22 protein-coding genes are annotated in these 18,620 nt (G+C 68.0%); 16 read left to right on the top strand and 6 right to left on the bottom strand.

Going from position 1 to position 18,620, the window contains the following annotated elements; translation table 11 throughout:
• The first annotated feature begins 16 nt into the window (after positions 1 to 16).
• A complete protein-coding gene (locus tag A5697_RS24870; protein ID WP_156673433.1) occupies positions 17 to 952 on the top strand; it encodes an alpha/beta hydrolase in 936 nt (311 codons plus the stop codon).
• Between the two features lie 4 nt (positions 953 to 956).
• Here the strand turns inward: A5697_RS24870 and A5697_RS24865 are convergent, their stop codons facing one another.
• From A5697_RS24865 to A5697_RS24850, 4 genes are all read right to left on the bottom strand, one after another.
• The gene (locus tag A5697_RS24865) at positions 957 to 2,036 is read right to left on the bottom strand and encodes an NAD-dependent epimerase/dehydratase family protein (protein ID WP_068012373.1); all 1,080 of its coding nucleotides are present in this window, start codon (positions 2,034 to 2,036) and stop codon (positions 957 to 959) included.
• Positions 2,037 to 2,045: 9 nt separating this feature from the next.
• Complete coding sequence (locus A5697_RS24860; RefSeq protein ID WP_067948418.1) at positions 2,046 to 2,723, bottom strand: phosphodiesterase; 678 nt, start codon at positions 2,721 to 2,723, stop codon at positions 2,046 to 2,048.
• An 81-nt stretch (positions 2,724 to 2,804) separates the two neighbouring features.
• Positions 2,805 to 3,527 carry a hypothetical protein gene (locus tag A5697_RS24855; RefSeq protein WP_068012372.1) on the bottom strand — a complete coding sequence of 241 codons (723 nt, stop codon included), beginning with the start codon at positions 3,525 to 3,527 and terminating at the stop codon, positions 2,805 to 2,807.
• A gap of 114 nt (positions 3,528 to 3,641) precedes the next feature.
• Positions 3,642 to 4,136, bottom strand: coding sequence for a MarR family winged helix-turn-helix transcriptional regulator (locus A5697_RS24850; RefSeq protein ID WP_068012371.1), 495 nt, complete (start codon positions 4,134 to 4,136; stop codon positions 3,642 to 3,644).
• Positions 4,137 to 4,444: 308 nt separating this feature from the next.
• Here A5697_RS24850 and A5697_RS24845 point away from each other — a divergent pair, with 308 nt between their 5' ends.
• From A5697_RS24845 to A5697_RS24775, 15 genes are all read left to right on the top strand, one after another.
• A complete protein-coding gene (locus A5697_RS24845; protein WP_082953585.1) occupies positions 4,445 to 5,566 on the top strand; it encodes a polyprenyl synthetase family protein in 1,122 nt (373 codons plus the stop codon).
• A 27-nt stretch (positions 5,567 to 5,593) separates the two neighbouring features.
• Positions 5,594 to 7,126, top strand: a complete 1,533-nt coding sequence (gene crtI, locus A5697_RS24840) for a phytoene desaturase family protein (protein WP_068012370.1) — start codon at positions 5,594 to 5,596, stop codon at positions 7,124 to 7,126.
• On the top strand, positions 7,123 to 8,079 hold the full coding sequence (locus tag A5697_RS24835) for a phytoene/squalene synthase family protein (RefSeq protein ID WP_068012369.1): 957 nt from the start codon (positions 7,123 to 7,125) through the stop codon (positions 8,077 to 8,079). Before crtI ends, A5697_RS24835 begins: the two co-directional genes overlap by 4 nt.
• On the top strand, positions 8,076 to 8,399 hold the full coding sequence (locus tag A5697_RS24830) for a lycopene cyclase domain-containing protein (RefSeq protein ID WP_067945700.1): 324 nt from the start codon (positions 8,076 to 8,078) through the stop codon (positions 8,397 to 8,399). The genes A5697_RS24835 and A5697_RS24830 overlap by 4 nt, the downstream gene beginning before the upstream one ends.
• Positions 8,396 to 8,707, top strand: coding sequence for a lycopene cyclase domain-containing protein (locus tag A5697_RS24825; RefSeq protein WP_067945698.1), 312 nt, complete (start codon positions 8,396 to 8,398; stop codon positions 8,705 to 8,707). Before A5697_RS24830 ends, A5697_RS24825 begins: the two co-directional genes overlap by 4 nt.
• Entirely contained in the window at positions 8,694 to 9,416 is a 723-nt protein-coding gene (locus A5697_RS24820) for a class I SAM-dependent methyltransferase (protein WP_067945696.1), read from the top strand. The genes A5697_RS24825 and A5697_RS24820 overlap by 14 nt, the downstream gene beginning before the upstream one ends.
• On the top strand, positions 9,413 to 10,948 hold the full coding sequence (locus A5697_RS24815; RefSeq protein WP_068012367.1) for an FAD-dependent oxidoreductase: 1,536 nt from the start codon (positions 9,413 to 9,415) through the stop codon (positions 10,946 to 10,948). Before A5697_RS24820 ends, A5697_RS24815 begins: the two co-directional genes overlap by 4 nt.
• Positions 10,945 to 11,955 carry a DUF5914 domain-containing protein gene (locus tag A5697_RS24810; protein WP_068012364.1) on the top strand — a complete coding sequence of 337 codons (1,011 nt, stop codon included), beginning with the start codon at positions 10,945 to 10,947 and terminating at the stop codon, positions 11,953 to 11,955. Before A5697_RS24815 ends, A5697_RS24810 begins: the two co-directional genes overlap by 4 nt.
• A 10-nt stretch (positions 11,956 to 11,965) precedes the next feature.
• A complete protein-coding gene (locus tag A5697_RS24805; protein ID WP_067945736.1) occupies positions 11,966 to 12,325 on the top strand; it encodes a DUF2784 domain-containing protein in 360 nt (119 codons plus the stop codon).
• Between the two features lie 344 nt (positions 12,326 to 12,669).
• Positions 12,670 to 12,963 (top strand): lipopolysaccharide assembly LapA domain-containing protein, encoded by a 294-nt coding sequence (locus A5697_RS24800; RefSeq protein WP_067945689.1) that lies wholly within the window; start codon positions 12,670 to 12,672, stop codon positions 12,961 to 12,963.
• A gap of 172 nt (positions 12,964 to 13,135) precedes the next feature.
• Positions 13,136 to 13,564, top strand: a complete 429-nt coding sequence (locus A5697_RS24795; protein WP_068012362.1) for a hypothetical protein — start codon at positions 13,136 to 13,138, stop codon at positions 13,562 to 13,564.
• On the top strand, positions 13,564 to 15,045 hold the full coding sequence (locus A5697_RS24790) for a DUF2867 domain-containing protein (protein WP_068012360.1): 1,482 nt from the start codon (positions 13,564 to 13,566) through the stop codon (positions 15,043 to 15,045). The genes A5697_RS24795 and A5697_RS24790 overlap by 1 nt, the downstream gene beginning before the upstream one ends.
• A 13-nt stretch (positions 15,046 to 15,058) precedes the next feature.
• Entirely contained in the window at positions 15,059 to 15,274 is a 216-nt protein-coding gene (locus tag A5697_RS24785; RefSeq protein ID WP_068012358.1) for a DUF2945 domain-containing protein, read from the top strand.
• Between the two features lie 8 nt (positions 15,275 to 15,282).
• Entirely contained in the window at positions 15,283 to 15,618 is a 336-nt protein-coding gene (locus tag A5697_RS24780; protein WP_068012356.1) for a DUF3140 domain-containing protein, read from the top strand.
• 105 nt (positions 15,619 to 15,723) lie between these two features.
• Complete coding sequence (locus A5697_RS24775; protein ID WP_067945679.1) at positions 15,724 to 16,308, top strand: MarR family winged helix-turn-helix transcriptional regulator; 585 nt, start codon at positions 15,724 to 15,726, stop codon at positions 16,306 to 16,308.
• On the opposite strand, the gene A5697_RS24770 is transcribed toward A5697_RS24775, so the two are convergent.
• Both A5697_RS24770 and fni read right to left on the bottom strand, forming a co-directional pair.
• On the bottom strand, positions 16,305 to 17,555 hold the full coding sequence (locus A5697_RS24770; protein ID WP_067945677.1) for a glycosyltransferase: 1,251 nt from the start codon (positions 17,553 to 17,555) through the stop codon (positions 16,305 to 16,307). The genes A5697_RS24775 and A5697_RS24770 overlap by 4 nt on opposite strands.
• Positions 17,556 to 17,566: 11 nt before the next feature.
• A complete protein-coding gene (gene fni, locus A5697_RS24765; RefSeq protein ID WP_156673438.1) occupies positions 17,567 to 18,592 on the bottom strand; it encodes a type 2 isopentenyl-diphosphate Delta-isomerase in 1,026 nt (341 codons plus the stop codon).
• Positions 18,593 to 18,620: the final 28 nt, after the last annotated feature.

Below are 18,620 nucleotides of genomic sequence, written 5' to 3'. Positions count from 1 at the left end.
CGCCAGCGCGGCCGCCATGTGCATCGCCGCGGTGGCCGCCGTCATGCTTGCCCCGCTGCAGGCCCGAGCCGAATCCACGGAAGCGGACAGCACGACCGACGTCGCATGCGCGAGCGAGACCCGGCCGGTTCCGACGACCTGGTATTTCCCGAGCACGCCGCCGCTGGGATTGGTCTGGCTGCAGCACGGCTTCGTCGAGGGCGCGAAAGTCTGGTCCGCCTTCGCCGCCGAGGTCGCCGGGAGCGGCTACCTCGTGATGGCCACCAAGCTGTCCACCGTCAACCCCTTCGGCTGCACCGTGGAGCACCTGATTGACAACACCGGCTTCCTGAACAACATCGCCGACGTGTTTGCCCACAAGGACGATCCGAATGGCGCGTTGGCGTCGTCCTTCGCGACGGCTGCCGCCAAGGCCGGTCGAGCTGTCACGCCACTACCCGAAAAGTTGGTTTTCGTGGGGCATTCGGCAGGGGCCGAGGCCGTCGAGTACGTCGCCGAGCGCCTGCACACCGCTTACCCGGACACCTTCGCCCAACTGCGCGGCATCGTCAGCGAAGACGGCGTGAAGTCGTTCCTCGGTTCCAATACCGACCAGGCGCTGGCAGGTCTGGCAGGCACCGCGCTGCCGATCTACGCCACGGCGTCACCTCACCTGCTCTGCAACTTCTTCCAACTCGGCACGAAGGCGATCGAACGGTTCCTGTCGGACCGACCATTTCACGGCGTGAAGATCACCACCGGCGCGCACGGCGACGCACTCGGACCGTCGTCGCCCACTTACGAAAACCTGGTGTGTGGTCGTCCGAAGCCGGGCAATGTCGCGGCAGTATGGGGCCTGACGCGCGGCTGGATCGCCGACATGTTCGCGGGAACCCAGACACCCGACTTCTACCCGGGCGGAAGCTATTACACCGAACTCTTGACGGACGGCACCATAACCACGCTGCCGTGACGAGTCAGGGCACCGGCCGCATGGTCAATGGCCCTCGAGCCATATCGCGGGCAACCGCGTCGGCGAACGATCGCGAACGAAGGACCGGGCTCTGAGTGCCCGATTCGTCCAGAAAGCCGTCGATCAGGTCGCCCAGGGCTTCCGCGGAGCTCCACCGGGGCGACCAACCCAGCACGTCGCGAGCCCGTTCGGTGTCCAGCAACGGCAGGGAAAACGCCATATCAATCCAACCGCGGTCAATGGGTTGCAGTCGCGCCCGCCAGGACGCCTCCGCCAGCAAGCCCAGGACGGTTGAGGGCACATGTATAGGCCGTGCGCGCAGCGCCCGCACGATGTCCTCGCGGCACAGCGGCGGTTCGGCCGCCAGGTTGAAAGGCCCCAGCGCGCAGTGCTCGATCGCCTTGACGCAAGCCTCCGCTACGTCCTGCGCGTGCACGATGGACACACTCAGCGAGCGATCCAGCGGTAGCACCGGCAGCCAGCGCAGCCATTTGGGATCCACGTAAGCGGGCAGGGTGTACCGCCGGAGTCCCATCGCGGCGTCGCGCTGCATGATGAATCCGGGCCGCATCCGGGTGATGCCGACACCGTCGGGATTGCGATGCTGGTAGCCGTCCAGCACCTGTTCCACCGCCGATTTCGCCCGGCTGTAGGCGGAGGACCTGATGCCGGCGGTCGACCACGTCTCGTCCACCCGTTCCCCGTACCGCCCGGGGGCGTAGCTGCCCACCGACGACATGTGCACCAGGTGAGGCACTTTGGCGTTGTGCGCCGCGCTCAGCACCGCAGCACTGCCGTTGATCGCGACCGCGTCCAGGTATCGCGTGTTGCGGGTGGGTTGAAACCCCCACGCGAGGTGGACCACGCACGCGGCGCCGCGAAAGATCTTGTGCAGCTGGATTTCCACCCCGGGTTCGGCCAAGTCGACTTGATGCCAATCGGCACGGGCGTAAACGCCGTCCAGCGGTGGCTGTCGGCGGCTGACGCCGACGATGTCATAGTCGTGGCCGTCCTCGACGAGCCTGCGCAGCAACGCGGTCCCCACGTTGCCGCTGGCCCCGGTGATGACGATGCGCTTGGACACGGCGCCCCCTTAGTTCGCGTCCCTGCCGTGACGGCTCCGCCGATAAGCCCGGGCCCGCAGATCGGCGAGCCACCGCGGGTGCAGGCTCAAGCCGGGCGGAGTGTTGATGACGGGATCGAACGACACGTCCCCCGCGCGCTCGGGGTCGATGACGCCGGTCAGCGTGAGCCGGCCCAGCGGCATGAAATCGCCTGTGCCACAAGCTTGGTCGAGTGAAAACTCGATTTTGTCATGCTCGAGCCGGTTGCGGACGCTGTCCAGGGACAGACCGAAGCCGTCGATCTCGCTCACGATCCGGGCCCTGAGCCACCAGTTGTCTCCTTGATAGTGCAGCGGCATCAGGGTGGTCAGAGTCTGACCGCTCCAGGAGATGGCCGGCCGCAGTGCCAGCGCCCGGGAAAGCACCCCTGAGCCCGAGGAGACGACCAGGATGTCCCATGGCCCTGGAGCCTGTGCCGGCGTCAACCGGAAGGCCAGGCCGATGAAGTCCGGCAAGGGTCCAGGGGTGCCGCTGGCCTTGGATACCCGCGCGACAATCTCGGACGACGAGATGGGCAGGCCCTGGCCGGCGGGCGCAAGACGTTCGAGGAAGCCGTCCGCCAGCACCCCGATGGGATGGAACAACCGCTTTCCCCGGATGGCGGAACCCCATTGGAAGGGCGCCGCGACAAGATCGGAAACGTTCACCGGCGGCGGATTCCCGTTTCCCGCCGAAGAAAACGCCGCTCGGGCCGTTGCCTTCAGGCGAGCCTCAAGAGCCCAGGGCGGTCAGGCGGCCACCCGATGTCCGATCATGCGCGCTTCACCGGGCGGTTGTTGCTGCTGAGTCTGGGAGCGGCCGTCGACGTAGACCTGCTGCATGACCGCCTGCCACGACTCCATCTCGGGCACCGATCCCCATATCCCCTCGAACAACCCCACGATCACGGCCGCGTCGTCGGTCAGCACGTAAACGGGACCGCCGAAGTCGCGGCCGTCCACTGCGGCGTCGGCAACGATGAAGCGGCCATTGCTGACGGAGCTGATGGATCCGCACCACTGGCCGACCGCTCGCCGGAACTGGCACACCGGCAGGCCGGGCTGCGCGCGCAGGCCGGGCGATGACTTCAGTTGCCGGCCGGTGGGCAGCACGTCCGAGGCCGTCACGGTGGCGCCAAGCGCAATCACTTCGTATTCGACGGGCAGCATCGCGCCGTTGGCCGCCGTGTCGTCGGCGGCCTGGCGGCGCGCGAGCACCACCGTCCCCACCGGGTTTCCGTCCCGGTCGGTAACCTCCGACGCTCCGCTCTCGCATTGGCCGCTGGTCACCGCGATCCGCAGCCGCGGCTCCACCATCCCGACCATGCAAACCGTGCCACCTTGGCGAATCTCCATTCCGGGAAACACTGTGACGGCCGGATCGGCGCTCGCCGGGCTCGGGGATCCGACGACCATCACCGCAATGGCGAATCCGATCGCCAGGCGACTACACCGGCAGCTGACCGTTTGCATTGGGCCACACCACCCCTCACGTGAGTCCGGGCAGTTTTGCCGGACACGCTGATGAGCCGTGGGTACCCCCCGGCAATGCCGTCAAACCGCAAAAAGCCAGCTCGGAGATGCCGCTCATGGCCGGGGGTCGCTTGCGTCGCCCTGGAATCGCTGCATCGCGTGGATCATCGCGCCGAGCACCCGATGGGCCGCCATCAAGTCCGCGTCGGGCAGCTCCTCCAGGGCGACTCGAGTGAGGGCGCCCAGCGGACTGAAGAACGACTTGGCAGTAGCCAGGCCGGTTTCGCCATGCCGCAGGACGACCTTGCGACGATCGTCCGGGTGTGAATCGCGGCGGATGTGTCCCGAATCGATCAACCGATCGACGAGGTAGGTGATGGCCGAACCGGACAGCCCCATCCGCTGGCTTAGATCACCAGAGGTCATCGGGCGACCCGCGCCTTCTGCCACCATGACATACATCAATGCGCGGAAGTCGTTGGGCCGCAGATGATTCGACATCGCGAACTGCCGCCCGATCTGGTCGGATTCGGCTGATATCTCTCGCAGATCGGCAGAGATCAGCGACTCCAGCGCATCGCGGCTCCAGCGCTGCCCGTCAGCTTCCATAAGAATGTGAGCATATCCCTGAACCGCCAAACAGTTAAGTTCGTTAATGGTTAATTGAATGAAGTGATCCTGGGTGATGCCCCTGCCGGGAGCGAACGGCCGAAGCGACGCCGCTTTACCAGCCGCTCCCGACTGGCGTGCTAAGGAGAGTTTCAGTAAGTTAACGTTTAAGTTTTTGAAGGTGATGGGTAAGGTCTTCCGAGGTCGAGAATGGTCGATCGGAGCGGTTTCAGAGCTGTCGCACCGCGTTGTTTGAGCCGATCTAACCTGGGAATGCCAAGCCGGCCAGGAGGGAGCGCGTGGCCAAGATGGGTGCTTTGTCGTTGACACCCGCCACAGATTCGCCGGTGATCGCGGCGGAACGGCCAGATGTGCAGGACTTCGACGAGTGGCGCTCGCACGTGCGATACGCAGTTCTCGCCCACCTCGCCGACTTCATCGCGCCGCGGCGTCGCGAGCTTGACGACACGCGCATCGACGCCGCGAGCGACATCCTGACAACGTTCATTTCCAGCGGCAAATGCGTGCGGTCGACCTTCGCGTATCTGGGATGGCTGTGCGGTGGCGCGCCCGGCGAGTCCGCGTTGCGGGCGGCCGCCAGTTTCGAGTTGCTACACGTGTTTGCGCTGCTGCAAGACGATGTCATGGACGGTTCGCCCGAACGGCGGGGGCGGCCCTCGGCGCACATTCGATTCGCCCAATGGCACCGCGAGCGCGGGTTATCCGGCTCGTCTCGGCGGTTCGGCGAATCGGCCGCCATCCTGCTGGGTGACCTCTGCCTGATCTGGTCCGAACAGATGCTGCGCGAGAGCGGTGTCGAATCCGCGGGCGTGCAGCGGGCGTGGCCCCGCTACGACACGATGCGCACCGAGCTGGCGATGGGTCAGTTCGGAGACCTGACGAGCGACGTCCGGCACATGCCTTCGCTGGAGGCCGTCCTCGACGTGGCGCGGCGCAAGTCGGGCAACTACACCGTGCGGCGGCCCCTGGAGATCGGGGCGGCGATGTCCGGTTGCGACGATCGAACGATGACACGGTTGGGGCGGTACGGCGCCGCCGTCGGGGAAGCGTTCCAGCTTCGCGATGACGTCCTCGGCGTCTTCGGCTCGCCGGCGACCACGGGGAAGCCGTGTTCCGGAGATCTGCTGGAACGCAAGGCAACTAGCGTGGTGGTGACCGCACACCAGCTGGCCGATCCGACGACCCGCGCAGAAATGAACGAATTGATGTACGGCCATGTCCTCGACGACGATGCGCTCGATCGGTGGAAGGCGTTGATCGTCAAGACCGGGGCCCTCGCGATGATCGAGGAGATGATCAGCGACCGCGTCGCGTCGGCGCGCGACCACCTTGGCGACACCCCGATCGACGAACCCGTCCGTGTCGCGCTGGACAAAATGGCGGCCGCCTGTACGGATCGCGTCGAATGAGCGCCACAAGTTTGGGAGCATGCTGATATGCGGACCATCAAAGGACGCAGCGAGCACGTAGTGGTGATCGGCGCCGGCCTGGCGGGACTGTCCGCCGCGTTGCACCTGGCGGGGCGGGGGCGGGCGGTCACGGTGGTCGAGCGCGAAGCGTGGCCGGGCGGCCGCGCCGGCCGGCTCGACATCGACGGCTACCGCATCGACACCGGGCCGACGGTGATCACGATGCCGGACATCATCGATGAGACTTTGGCGGCCGTGGGGCAGAGCCGGTCGGGTCGCCTGGAGCTGCTGCCGCTTGATCCGGCCTACCGGGCGGTGTTCGCCGACGGCAGTGCGCTCGACGTGCACACCGATTCCGACCGGATGGCAACCGCCATTGAAGAGTTCGCTGGCTTCGGGCAGGCAGCGGGCTACCGGAGGCTGCGCGAGTGGCTGAAGCGGTTGTACCGAATCGAATTCGACGGGTTCATCGCCGCCAATTTCGATTCCCCGCTGGCGTTGCTCACGCCGCAGTCGGCGCGGCTGGCCGCGATCGGCGGGTTCCGCAAATGGGATCGCGTAGTAAGGCGCCACATCAGCGATCCCCGGCTGCAGCGGGTCTTCACTTTTCAATCCCTGTACGCCGGTGTGGCGCCGCGCAACGCTCTGGCCGTCTACGCGGTCATCGCCTACATGGACACCATCGCGGGCGTGTTCTTTCCGCGCGGGGGCGTTCGCGCACTGCCCGACGCCCTTGCCGCAGCGGCCGTCGACGCCGGGGTCCAATTCCGTTACAACGCGACGGTGACCGGGCTCGACCGCGTCGGAGGGCGGGTCAGCGCCGTGCGAACGGATCGCTTGGACCCCATCAGCTGCGACGCGGTGGTGCTGACCACCGAATTGCCGAAGACCTATGAATTGTTGGGCCACACACCGCGTCGCCCCGTGCGGCTGCGGCCGGCGCCTTCGGCGGTCGTGGCGCACCTGGGCTGCCGCCGCGTCGCGCCGGACACAGCGCATCACACCATCCTGTTCGGTGACTCCTGGGATCAGACGTTCACCGACATCATCCGCGACGGACGGCTGATGCGGGATCCGTCGCTCCTGGTCACCCGCCCCACCGCCAGCGACCCGACGCTGGCCCCCGACGGGCGCGACCTGCTCTACGTGCTCGCCCCGGCACCGAACCTGGATCGCGGGAACATCGACTGGGGCAGCGTCGGCGATCTCTACGTCCACGACCTCATCGGCGACGTGGCGGCGCGGTTGTTGCCCGGGTTGCCCGGAGACGCAACGGTATTGGACGTCGTCACACCCGCGGACTGGGCGCGGCAGGGCATGGCCGCGGGCAGCCCATTCGCGCTGGCCCACACCTTCGGGCAGACCGGACCGTTCCGGCCGGCCAACATGGTGCGCGGCGTCGAGAATGCGGTGCTCGCCGGGTCGTCAACCGTCCCCGGTGTCGGTGTGCCCACCACGCTGATCTCGGGCCGGCTCGCCGCGGACCGCGTCACCGGCTCCAATGCCGGCCGAACCGACCGGATGGCGACACACCACGACATGGGAGCCGGGTTGACATGATCCGCAGCGAATTGGACGCGGCCGGAATCGACGATCCACGCCTGCGCGAGGGGTATCGGCGCTGCCGCGAACTCAACGCCGCGCACGGCCGCACCTTCTTCCTGGCCACCCGCCTGCTGGCGCCCGACCAGCGTCCGGCGGTGCACGCCCTCTACGGTTTCGCGCGCTACGCAGACGACATCCTCGACGACCTGGATCCCCAGCTGCGCACCGACATTCGCAGCACGAGACTCCAGCAACTGGCCGATCAGTTCTTTTCAGGCGGAGACCATTTGGACAATCCCGTGCTCGCCGCGGTGACCCACACCGCGCGCAGGTACCGGATCGGCATCGAATTGTTCGACGACTTCCTGGCGTCGATGCGGATGGATCTCACGGTCACCGACTATCCGGACCGCGAGGCGCTCAACCTCTACATGCGCGGTTCCGCCGAAGCCATTGGCCTGCAGGTCCTTCCGGTGCTGGGCACGGTGGTGCCGGTCGAGGAGGCCGCGCCCTATGCCGCCGCGCTGGGCAGGGCGTTCCAGCTCACCAACTTCCTGCGCGACATCGACGAAGACCTGCTGCGGCAACGGGTCTACCTGCCGGCCGACGAACTGGCCGCCCACGGAGTCGACCGCGAGCTGTTGACCTGGTGTCACCAACACCGCCGCACCGATCCGCGGGTCAAGGAGGCGCTGGCGGACCAACACGAGATCACCCGGGAGACTTACCGTTTCGCCGCTCCCGGTATCGCCATGCTCAGCCCCCGCTCGCAACCGTGCGTCGCGGCCGCGGCGGCGTTGTACTCGGAGATCCTGGATCGCATCGAAGAAAGCGACTACGCGGTTTTCAATCACCGGGCGACGGTCGGCAAGGCTCGACGACTGCAGGTCGCGGGCATCGGGCTGATACGGTCGTGGCGGGCGCGCAATGGTTCGCCCGGTGTTTCGGATCCCCCGGGGGCCGCATGACCGATCGCTGGCAATATCTGTTGGTCCTGGCCGCATGCCTGGCCATCACCGCGCCCCTGGAGATGTTCGGTCCCGGCGTTTACCGGCAATGGCGCCGGCTGGTGACGGCGGTCTGGCCCGTGGCCGCGGTATTCCTGCTCTGGGACGAGATCGCCATCGCCGCGCACGTGTGGACGTACAACGGCGCCTACATCACCGGCCTGAGCATCCCGTTCCACGTGCCGATCGAAGAGGTGCTGTTCTTCATCGTCATCCCGATCTGCGCGCTGCTCACCTACAACGCCGTCAGCACCATTTTGGAAAGGGTCAACCGCCGATGACGGGAGTGGGCTACACCGTTCCGGCCGTGGCGGCGGTATTGGCCGTGATTGCGCTGGAATTGGCGGTGCTGCGCACGGGGCTCTTCCGGCGGCCGGCCTACTGGCTGTCGATGCTGATCATTCTCGGCTTCCAGGTCCCGGTCGACGGCTGGCTGACCAAGCTCAGCTCCCCCATCGTCAGCTACGACCCTCGACACATCACCGGCCTGCGTTTCCCGTTCGACATCCCGGTCGAGGATTTCTTGTTCGGCTTCGCGCTGGCCACCGCCGTGCTGCTGGGATGGGAACGCCAACGTGCGCGTCGATGAGGCGCGTCCCACGCCCGACCAGTTGTCGGCCGCGTTCGATGCGGGAGCGACCGCCTATGACCGGCTGGTCGGCGCCAGCCCCGGCTACCACGACCAACTGCTGCTCTCCGCCCGCCGCATGCGAATCCGCGACCGCGGCAAGGGCTTACGGCTGCTCGACGCCGGGTGCGGCACCGGCGCCTCGACGGCCGCTCTGCTGGCCGTGGCGCCCGAGGCCGACATCGTCGCCGTCGACGCGTCCCGGGGCATGCTCGACGCGGCGCAAGCCAAGGACTGGCCACCGTCGGTGCGATTCGTGCACACCCCCGTCGAGCAATTGGCCGAGCACGGCGTCACCGGACCGTTCGACGGCATCCTGGCCGCCTACCTGATCCGCAACCTCGCCGACCGGGACGGGCAATTGCGGAAACTCCGGATGCTGCTGCGCCCCGGCGCCACCCTGGCGGTGCACGAATACTCGGTGCGCGACTCCGCCGCCGCCACCCGAATCTGGCATGCCGTGTGCTGGGGCATCATCATTCCCGCCGGGTGGTGGCGCACCCGGGACACGGCGCTGTACCGCTACCTGTGGCGCAGCGTGCTGGAGTTCGACGGCGCGGCACGATTCCGCGCCCGCCTCGCCGATGCAGGCTTCACCGCGGTGCACAGCGAAACGATGCCCGGCTGGGAGGCCAACATCGTGCACACCTTCCTGGCGGATGCGCCATGACAGCCATCGGTACCGACCGGCGACGCGAAACACTTCCCGCGACAACCGGATTGCCGGACGCGAATGCGCTGGCGTCACGACCCCGGGTGGTCGTCGTGGGCGGCGGCATCGCGGGCCTGACCGCCGCCACCGGACTGGCCGAACGCGGCGTCGCCGTCGAGGTGATCGAGCGCGAACATTACCTGGGCGGCCGGGTGGGCGGCTGGACGGAGCAGCACGGTGGCACCGGCCTGGCGATGAATCGCGGCTTCCACGCGTTCTTCCGCCAGTACTACAACCTGCGGGCCCTGCTCGGACGCATCGATCCGCACTTGCGAATGCTCACGCCCGTGGCCGACTATCCGCTCATCGACGGGGCGGGCCGGCGCGACACCTTCCGGGGGTTGCCGCGGACCCCGCCGTGGAACGCGGTGGCCTTCGCGGCGCGCAGCCCGACCTTCCGGCTCCGCGACTTCCTTGAGATCGACGCTCGCGCGGCCGCGCCCCTGGCGGCGGTGTCGGTGCCGGGAATCTATGAGCGCCTCGACCACTTCGACGCCGCGACGTTCCTGAAGAGCATCCGATTCCCGCAGGCGGCAAGGCATCTCGCATTCGAGGTGTTCTCCCGCAGCTTCTTCGCCGACCCCGCCAAACTTTCCGCGGCTGAACTGGCGACCATGTTCCACATCTACTTCCTCGGATCGTCCGAGGGCCTGATCTTCGACGTCCCCACGTCGAACTACGACAGCGCCCTATGGGATCCGCTACGGCGCTACCTCGAGGCGCGGGGCGTGCGCTTTCGCCTCGGCACCGGCGCCTCGCAGATCGACACGAGGCCGTCGGAACCGTTCCGGGTGCATACCGATTCGGGCGACCACATCAAGGCGGATGCCGTGGTGCTCGCCACCGACGTGACCGGTTTGCAGCGCATCGTCGCGGCATCGACCGGGCTGGCAACCGACGACTGGCGCGCACAGATCGCGCAGCTGCGCACCGCACCGCCATTCGCCGTGTATCGGTTGTGGCTCGATCGGCCCGTCAACGCCGGGCGGCCGGCGTTCCTGGGCACGGCCGGCCACGAACCACTGGACAACATCAGCGTGCTGGAGCGCTACGAACTTCAGGCCGCGGAATGGGCACGCGCTCACCGCGGGTCCGTCGTCGAATTGCACTCGTACGCCCTCGATGCCGAGCCGTCGCGCGCCGCCATGCTGCGCCAGCTAAACAAGATCTATCCGGAAACCGCGGCGGCGCAAGTCGTTTGCGAACAGCTCCTGCAACGCAACGATTGCCCGCTGTTTTCCCCCGGATCGTATGCGCACCGCCCCCCGGTGGTCACGCCGCAGCCCGGTCTGCTGTTGGCCGGCGACGCCGTCCGCGTCGATCTGCCCGTCGCGCTGATGGAGCGCGCCGCGACCACGGGATGGTGCGCGGCGAACCATTTGCTGGGAAGATGGGGGCTGGCCGGTCACCCGTTGGTCACGGTACCCACCCGCGGCCGGTCACCCCTGTTGCGATGGCTCGCCAGCCGCGAAGGACGCGCCCAGAGATGAATATTCGTGAACAGCTGCAACACCTGTGGCCGGCCACCCGAGCGAAAGACTGGCCGTTGCAGGTGATTCCGCGTACGCCGTGGGCCGAGCAACGCCCGACCTACCGGGACGCGCAGCCGGCCATCATCGACGGCGCGCTGGAACGCGCCCAGCAAAGACCGACGGGGAACTGGTTCGCGTTCGCAGGCAGCGCCGACGTGCGCCCCGGGCGACCGTTCGGCGCCCGGGTCGCCGGAGTCGAACTCGTCGCCTGGCGCGACGCCGACGACCGGCTTTGTGTCGGGCCCCGTAGTTGCCCGCACCTGGGGGCCGATCTGGCCACCGGGACCGTGCACTGCGGCACTCTGATCTGCAGATGGCACGGGCTGGCCCTGGATGGTCGCGCGGGTGAATTCGGCTGGAGTCCCTTGCCCAGCCACGACGACGGCACCCTGGTTTGGGTGCGGCTCGACAGCGTGGGTGGGGAGGCCCCGTTGGATGAGCCGGTGATCCCGGCCCGGCCGGCCGGCGACATCCTGGCCGCCGTCGCCCGCACTGTGGGCGTGTGCGAGCCCGCCGACGTCATCGCCAATCGGCTTGACCCCTGGCACGGCGCGTGGTTCCACCCGTACTCGTTCGCCCGGCTCGAAGTGCTCACCACGCCAACCGAACACATCGATCGGTTCCTGGTGGCGGTGACCTTCCGGATGGGCCGGCTGGGCGTTCCCGTTGTCGCGGAGTTCAGCTGCCCCGAGGCACGCACCATCGTGATGCGCATCGTGGACGGCGAGGGAACCGGCAGCACGGTGGAAACGCACGCCACGCCGGTCGGGTCAGGCCCCGACGGGCGGCCACGCACCGCCGTGCTGGAAGCCACCATCGCGTACTCGGACCGTCCCGGGTTCAAGCGGGCGTCCCGGGCGGCCCCGCTGATCACACCGCTCATGCGCTTCGCGGCCGGCAGGCTCTGGCGCGACGATCTCGCCTACGCCGAGCGCCGCTACCAGGTGCGTGCCGGCCTCGGCTGACGGCTCGGCCATGCGAAGAGGGTATGCCGCCGCGGTCGTGGTGACGGTCGCCGTGCACCTTGCCTACCTGGCCTACGTACCCTCGGGCGGCTTCCTCGCGCTGCGCTGGCCGCGCACCATCGTGCTGCACCGGGCGGCAGTCGCCTGGGGCGCCGCCGTCGTCGGGCTCAAGCTGCCCTGCCCGTTGACATCACTGGAATCATGGGCCCGTCGCCGCGCCGACATGGATCCCTTGCCCAGCACGGGGTTCGTCGACCGCTACGTCGCAGGGTTTGTCGTTCCGTCCGGCCGCATCGGCGTCGCTCAGGCATTCGCGTTCCTGTCGGCCGCCGTCTCCTGGGGCCTGTTCGCGAGACGCGTCAGCCGTTGAGGCCGGCCTGCGGCCGCGGCGCGCCCGCCCGTGAGGCATCCGTGCCGGGGGGCACCGCGTCGGGTTGACTCCGGCCAGACTGGCGTTGCCGCGTTCGTTGCCACACGGCCCAAGTGAGCGCCGAAAGCAGAACGGCCGAAACGATCAAAGTCGGCCAGAGGGCCAACTGCGCAAGCCACAGGTCTCGTTGTAACCGCATCACTTTGCGCCGGCCGCGCCAGACACGCTGCGGTACCTCTTTCACAGTCATCGCAGGCCACATACCCCGGAGCCGACGGATTAAACGACAGGGCATTCGAGGTCTCAACGTGTTTGGACCATTGCGTGAGGGGCTAGTCACCAGCATGAGCACCGAGTCCCACATTCCCACCGAGCCGTCATCGCGATCGTTCACCCGGCTGGCGGCCGCGTGGTGGGCGCTTGTCGTCGGCCTGGTGATCTTGATCGTTCTGCTTATCTTCGTCGCGCAGAACACCGAATCCATCACCGTCCACTTCCTTGGCTTCCACTGGAACCTGCCCGTCGGAGTGGGCTACCTGTTGGCGGCGGTTGCCGGGGCAACCACAACGGTGCTCGTCGGCGCAGCGCGGATCATCCAGCTCCGCAGGGCGACCAAAAAGCATCTCAAGGCGCTTTGATCCCCGGCGCCAAAGCCCTTGCTCGGCAAGCACTCACGAGTGAACCATCCTGGCGAAGCGGGTGTTATTCCAGTAACTTAACTATTAAGTGATTTAAGTTACGGATGCCGGTTCCGGGGATTCGGCCCCTATTCCACGGGGAATGCCTTAACGACCGGTCGGGGAGGAAGCCATGGATGACGCAGAAACGAGCGACGCCGTCGCCGAGGCGGTCGGCAAAGTCACCGAGGCCCTCGAAACCGTCGAGCGCGCTCGGGGCCACCTGTATTCCTTCCACCAGCTGACCGGGCGGGCCGACCTGCAACTCGACGCCGCGGTCGCCCAGCTGAACGAGCTGGGGCACTCCGACCTGGCGCGACACATCAGCGTCGAACTCGTCGGGCGCAACGTGTTACCGGGACGGTGGACGTTTCAGGTCGTCGACGATTACGACGACGGCTACTACCGATGCTTCCGAGAAGTCGAACGCCTGGTGCGGAGCCGGCTCACCGCCGGTAGTCGCCACGTTTACGAAGCACAGCTCAAGGAGCGCCGGCGCACGTCGGGGCATCCTGCCCATACCGCCAGCCCCAACGACAGCTCAGCTGAAGGAGCGAATTGATGCACTGCGTCGTGTTCGGCGCCACGGGATACCTGGGCACGCGGCTCATCCCGGAGCTGCTCGAGAAGGGGCACACCGTGCGCGTGCTGGCCCGAGACCCCGCCAAGCTTGACGACGTCGCCTGGCGCGACCAGGTAGAGGTCGTTGCCGGCGACGTCATCGACGCCACCGCCGTGGGCCGGGCACTGGAAGGTCAGCAAGTCTTGTACTACCTGGTGCATTCGCTGATGCGGCCCGACTTCGTGGACTTCGACGAACGCGCGGCCCGCAACGTCGCCGAGTGCGCGGCCCGGGCGGGGCTGTCGCGCATCGTCTACGTCGGCGGCATCACGCCCGACGGGCAGAAGCTCTCCGATCACCTGGCCTCACGCGCGCAAGTCGGGCGCCTGCTACGAATTTCGGGCGTGCCCTCCGTTGAATTGCGCGCGGCCGCCATCATCGGGGCGGGGTCGGCCAGCTTCGAGATGCTGCGGTACCTCACCGAGCGGCTGCCGCTGATCGTGGCGCCGCGATGGTTGCGTACCTGCGTCCAGCCCATCGCGGTGCGCGACGTCCTCTACTACCTGGTCCGCGCGGCGGAGCTGCCCGCGGAGGTGAACCGGCCATTCGACATCGGCGGACCGGACCGCTTCACCTACACCGAAATGATCCGCAAGTACGCCGTGATCGCGGGCCTGCCCCGGCGGCCCGCGGTGCCTGTGCCCCTATTGACGCCACGGCTGTCGGCGCCGTGGGTCGACATGCTCACCCCAATTCCTCGCCAACTGGCCGTCTCGCTGATGGAGTCGCTGGAAAACGACGTGGTGTGCGCCAACCACGACATCGCCCGGTACATACCCGATCCCGACGGCGGGCTCACCCACTACGAGGAGGCCGTCGAACTCGCCCTGGGGCACGTGCGCGAAAAAGATCTGCGCACCCGGTGGTCGCGCGCCGACATGAATGGTGCACCCTCCCAGCCGCTGCCCACCGACCCGCAGTGGGCCGGCGGATCGCTGTATGAGGATGTGCGCCAACGCCATAGCCGCACCGACCCCGAAACGCTATGGCGGGCCATCCAAACGGCCGTCGCAGAGCGCAACTGGTCGGCAATTCCGTTGGAATGGCCCCTGCGCGGCTGGATCAACGGGGCGCTGGGCGCCGTGCGGTTTCTGCGCCGGCCGCTGGACGGGCAGCAACTGCACGAGGGCGAGGCCCTGGACTGGTGGCGCGTGGAGCGCATCGACACGCCGCGGCTGCTCCGACTGCGCGCTGATATCCCGCTGCCCGGGCGCCTCTGGCTGGAGCTGTCGGCGAGCCCCGCCGGCAACGGCGGATCCCAGTACCGCCAGCGGGCGTTGTTTCAGCCTTATGGCCTTGCAGGGCAGATCTTTTGGAACGCGGCAGCGCCCTACCGCGACGTGGTGTTCGGCGGCATCGCCCGCGACGTCACCGCCACCGCGCGCGGTGGCGTAACGCCGGCGGCGGCTCCGTCATGTTGAAAGGAGAAGCGACATGGGTGACAAGAAATTTCAGGAGGGCGACAAGGTCGAGTGGCGCAGCCACGGCAGCACCGTTCGGGGAACGGTGGAGCGCGAAATCACCTCGGACACCCAGGCCGCCGGACGCACCGTGCGCGCCTCCGAAGACGAGCCGCAGTACCAGGTCCGCAGCGACAAGACGGGCGCGGACGCGGTGCACAAACCCAGCGCGCTGCGCCGCCGGGACTGAGGTCGAAGATGGCCGACGATGACGACGAGACCACCTGGGACAGCTTCCGGAAGACGGTCAACATGACCACTGGCGAGCTGGAGAAGTGGCTTGCGACCGAGCAGTCGCAGAGTGTGGGACAGAAGCGCGGCGGCGATGAGTCGACCGGCCACGCCAGCGGTCGCCGCATTGTCGAGATACTCCGGGCCAAACGGAGTGAACTCGCGGCCGACGACTACGCGCACATGCGCAAGGTCGTCGGCTACGCCAGGCGCCACCTGGCGCAACGCCCCGGGGGCGACATCGCCGAGAGCGCTTGGCGCTACTCCCTGATGAACTGGGGCCACGACCCGACCAAGTCCTGAACGGGCCAATCCGGCGCAAATGCGAGACACTTGGCGGGGTACGCGGACCGCGCGCGGCGGTCGCCGATACGCTGGGCGGCGAATCTTGCAGAAGGACACAGGTAAGTGACCAAGCGCGGCGCCTCTGATCGACGACTAGACCGAGCCGAACTCGAGAAGTTGATGTCGGCCGACATGCGCGCACTCACAGCGCAATCGGACCGCATCGGACGGCACTTCGCCCGTCAGCACGATGTCGGCGGCACCGACTTGCACGCCTTGCTGCACATCATGGTCGCCGAAACCGCCGGGACGCCGCTGACGCCGGCCCAGTTGCGACAACGGCTGGACGTGTCGCCCGCCGCGATCACCTACCTGGTTGACCGAATGATCGACTCCGGGCACCTTCGGCGCGAGCCCGATCCCGTCGACCGGCGCAAGACGCTGCTGCGTTACGAAGAACCCGGCATGGAGCTGGCCCGCTCGTTCTTCACCCCACTCGGCGCGGAACTGCGCGCGGCCCTTGCCGACCTGTCCGACCGCGATCTGGCCGCAGCACATCGGGTTTTCCTGGCGATGATGGAGGCCATGTCCACCTTCGAATCGCAATTCGACACGGCGGCCCCCAAACCTTCGGTGAACGAAGCCAAGCCCGCGCCGGCCAAGGGCCGGCGAAGGCCGGTGAGTAAGACCGGCGATCGCCCGGCCTAACGCACCGGCCGCCGGGCCGCCGGGCCGAGCACCCGCTGCTCGATCAGGTCCGCGCCGCGCTGCACACCTCCGGTCGCGGCGAACCCGGCAGCCACGCGGCGCGCGCCGTCCGCCATCGTCATCGCCGCGCGCACCTTCGCCCTCAGCCGCGCCACGGTGAGGCGTTTGGCCGCCAGGCGGGTGCCGCAGCGAGCGACCTCGACGCGCCGCGCGACCTCGGCCTGGTCCCGCGCGAACGGCACGACGCAGACGGGTACGCCGCGGTCGAGGGCTTTCAGCGTCGTTCCCATCCCCCCGTGTGTGATGGCGCAGCTGGCCCGCTCCAGCACCGCCCCGTGGGGGACGAAGCGGCTTATGGTCGCGTTGGGTGGCCGCGGGAGGTCGGGTGGTATGCCCGCGGGGAACGTCGCCACCACGTGGACGGGCTCATCTGCCAGCGCCCGCAGCGCGATTCGCCCCAGGGCGGCGTCGGGCTGTTTGATCGAGGACGTGTTCACCAGTACCACTGGCCGTTCGATGGCGGCGAGCCACTCCGGCGTGGCGCTCTGCGCGGGTTCGAAAACACACGCGCCGATGTGGTGAACCAAACCGGCCCAGCCGGGGTGCCGATACTCGAAGGGCTCGCCGCCGACGGCCAGCAGCAGCGGCGCGCGCCGCACGAAGTCGTCGACCGAGGCGACCGGCGCCACCCCCAGACCAGCGCGAATGGCGTTGACCCGCGGCAGCATTGGCCGGTCGAACAGGTGCCGGACGATCGGTCGAACCGAGGCGTCCCGGAAGTCGCCGACGATGCCGGGAAGCGGTCGAAAGCCCGGGCCGAAGGGCGGAACGCCACGGGACCGTAGGTACGGGGTGAAGGGCGAGAAGACCAGCCATGGGATGCTTCCGGCATCCGCGGCCGACATCGCCCCCCAGCAGTTCGCGTCCACGATGATGGCATCCGGCCGGACCGCATCGACCGCGCGCCGCAGATCCTCGACTTCGAGCACCGCGCGACGGCAGAGCACGTCGATGGTTGACTTCAACACTTCCAAGGCGTTTCGCGCCCGCCAGTCCTCGCCGACGATCGCCTCGATGTCGGGCGCGACGGGCTCGGCGTGCACGCCCACCCCCCGCATCGTCGCGACGCCGGCCGCCATAGTGCGGGCGTGAACCTCGTGACCGCGGGCGACGAGCTCGGCCAGCAGCGCCCCGACCGGCAGCAGGTGCCCGAGGGCCGGCGACCCGTAGGCCAGTATCACCGCCATCTCGCACGCCTCTACGAGACCGGCGTGAGGTCGAGGGCGCGCAACCCGGAAAGGCCGGCGACACCGCAGCCGTGCAGGCAGACGCGAAGCTCGTCGATGAACGGCTGCAGCCAATCAACAACGGCAGCAGCGGAATCGATCGCGGCCGGCAGCAGCGGCCGAGCCACCGCCACGACGTCGGCGCCCAACGCGATGGCCTTGGCCGCGTCCATCCCCGTGCGGATACCCCCCGAAGCCACCAGCGGAATCTCCGGCAGCACCTCCCGCACCTCGACGATCGCCGTCGCGGTCGGGATGCCCCAATCGGCCAGATGCGGGTACCGCAGCTCGCCGTAGCGGACGAACTGCTCGACCCGCGACCATGACGTGCCGCCGGCGCCCGCAACGTCTATCCCGGAAAGGGGCAGGTCCCCTTCGGCCCCAACCAGTTCCGCCGCCGCCACGCCGCCGATCCCGTGGCCGACCTCCTTGAGCAGCACCGGGCGATCTATCGCGTCGGCCACAGCTCGCAGCCTGGCCAACGACCCGGAGAAGTCCGTGTCACCGTTGCTCTGCATGGCTTCCTGCAACGGATTGGTGTGCACCGCAAGCGCATCGGCGCCCACCCGGTCGAGAGCCTTCGCGAGCTCGGGCACGGCGGCCTCGGTCAGCTGGGCCAGGCCGATGTTGCCGAACAGCAAGACATCCGGGGCCACATCACGAACCGTGAAGCTGGCCGCCGCCCGCTCGCCGAGCACGCTGTCGAGCATGATCCGCTGTGAGCCGAGCATCATCCCGACGCCAAGCTGTTGAGCGGCCGCGGCCAGATTCCGGTTGATGGTGCCCGACAACTCGGCGCCGCCGGTCATCGCACCGATGAGAACCGGCGACCGCAGGTTCGCACCGAAGAATTTGGTGGACAGGTCGATGTCACCGAGGCTGGTCTGGGTCAGCGCGTTGTAGGGCAACCGGTAGCGCTCCAGCCCCGTACTGAGCTGCTCATAGTTCACCTGCTCACCGAGGCACACGTCGATGTGCCGACGCTTGCGAGTGGTCATCGGCCCGCGGTCGGCCGTCACTGCGGGC

Origin of the sequence: Mycobacterium sp. E3251, from assembly GCF_001666835.1 — a bacterium.
Classification (GTDB): domain Bacteria; phylum Actinomycetota; class Actinomycetes; order Mycobacteriales; family Mycobacteriaceae; genus Mycobacterium.
The sequence above is the reverse complement of the archived record's forward strand: the minus strand, read 5'-3'. Positions and strand labels throughout refer to the sequence as shown.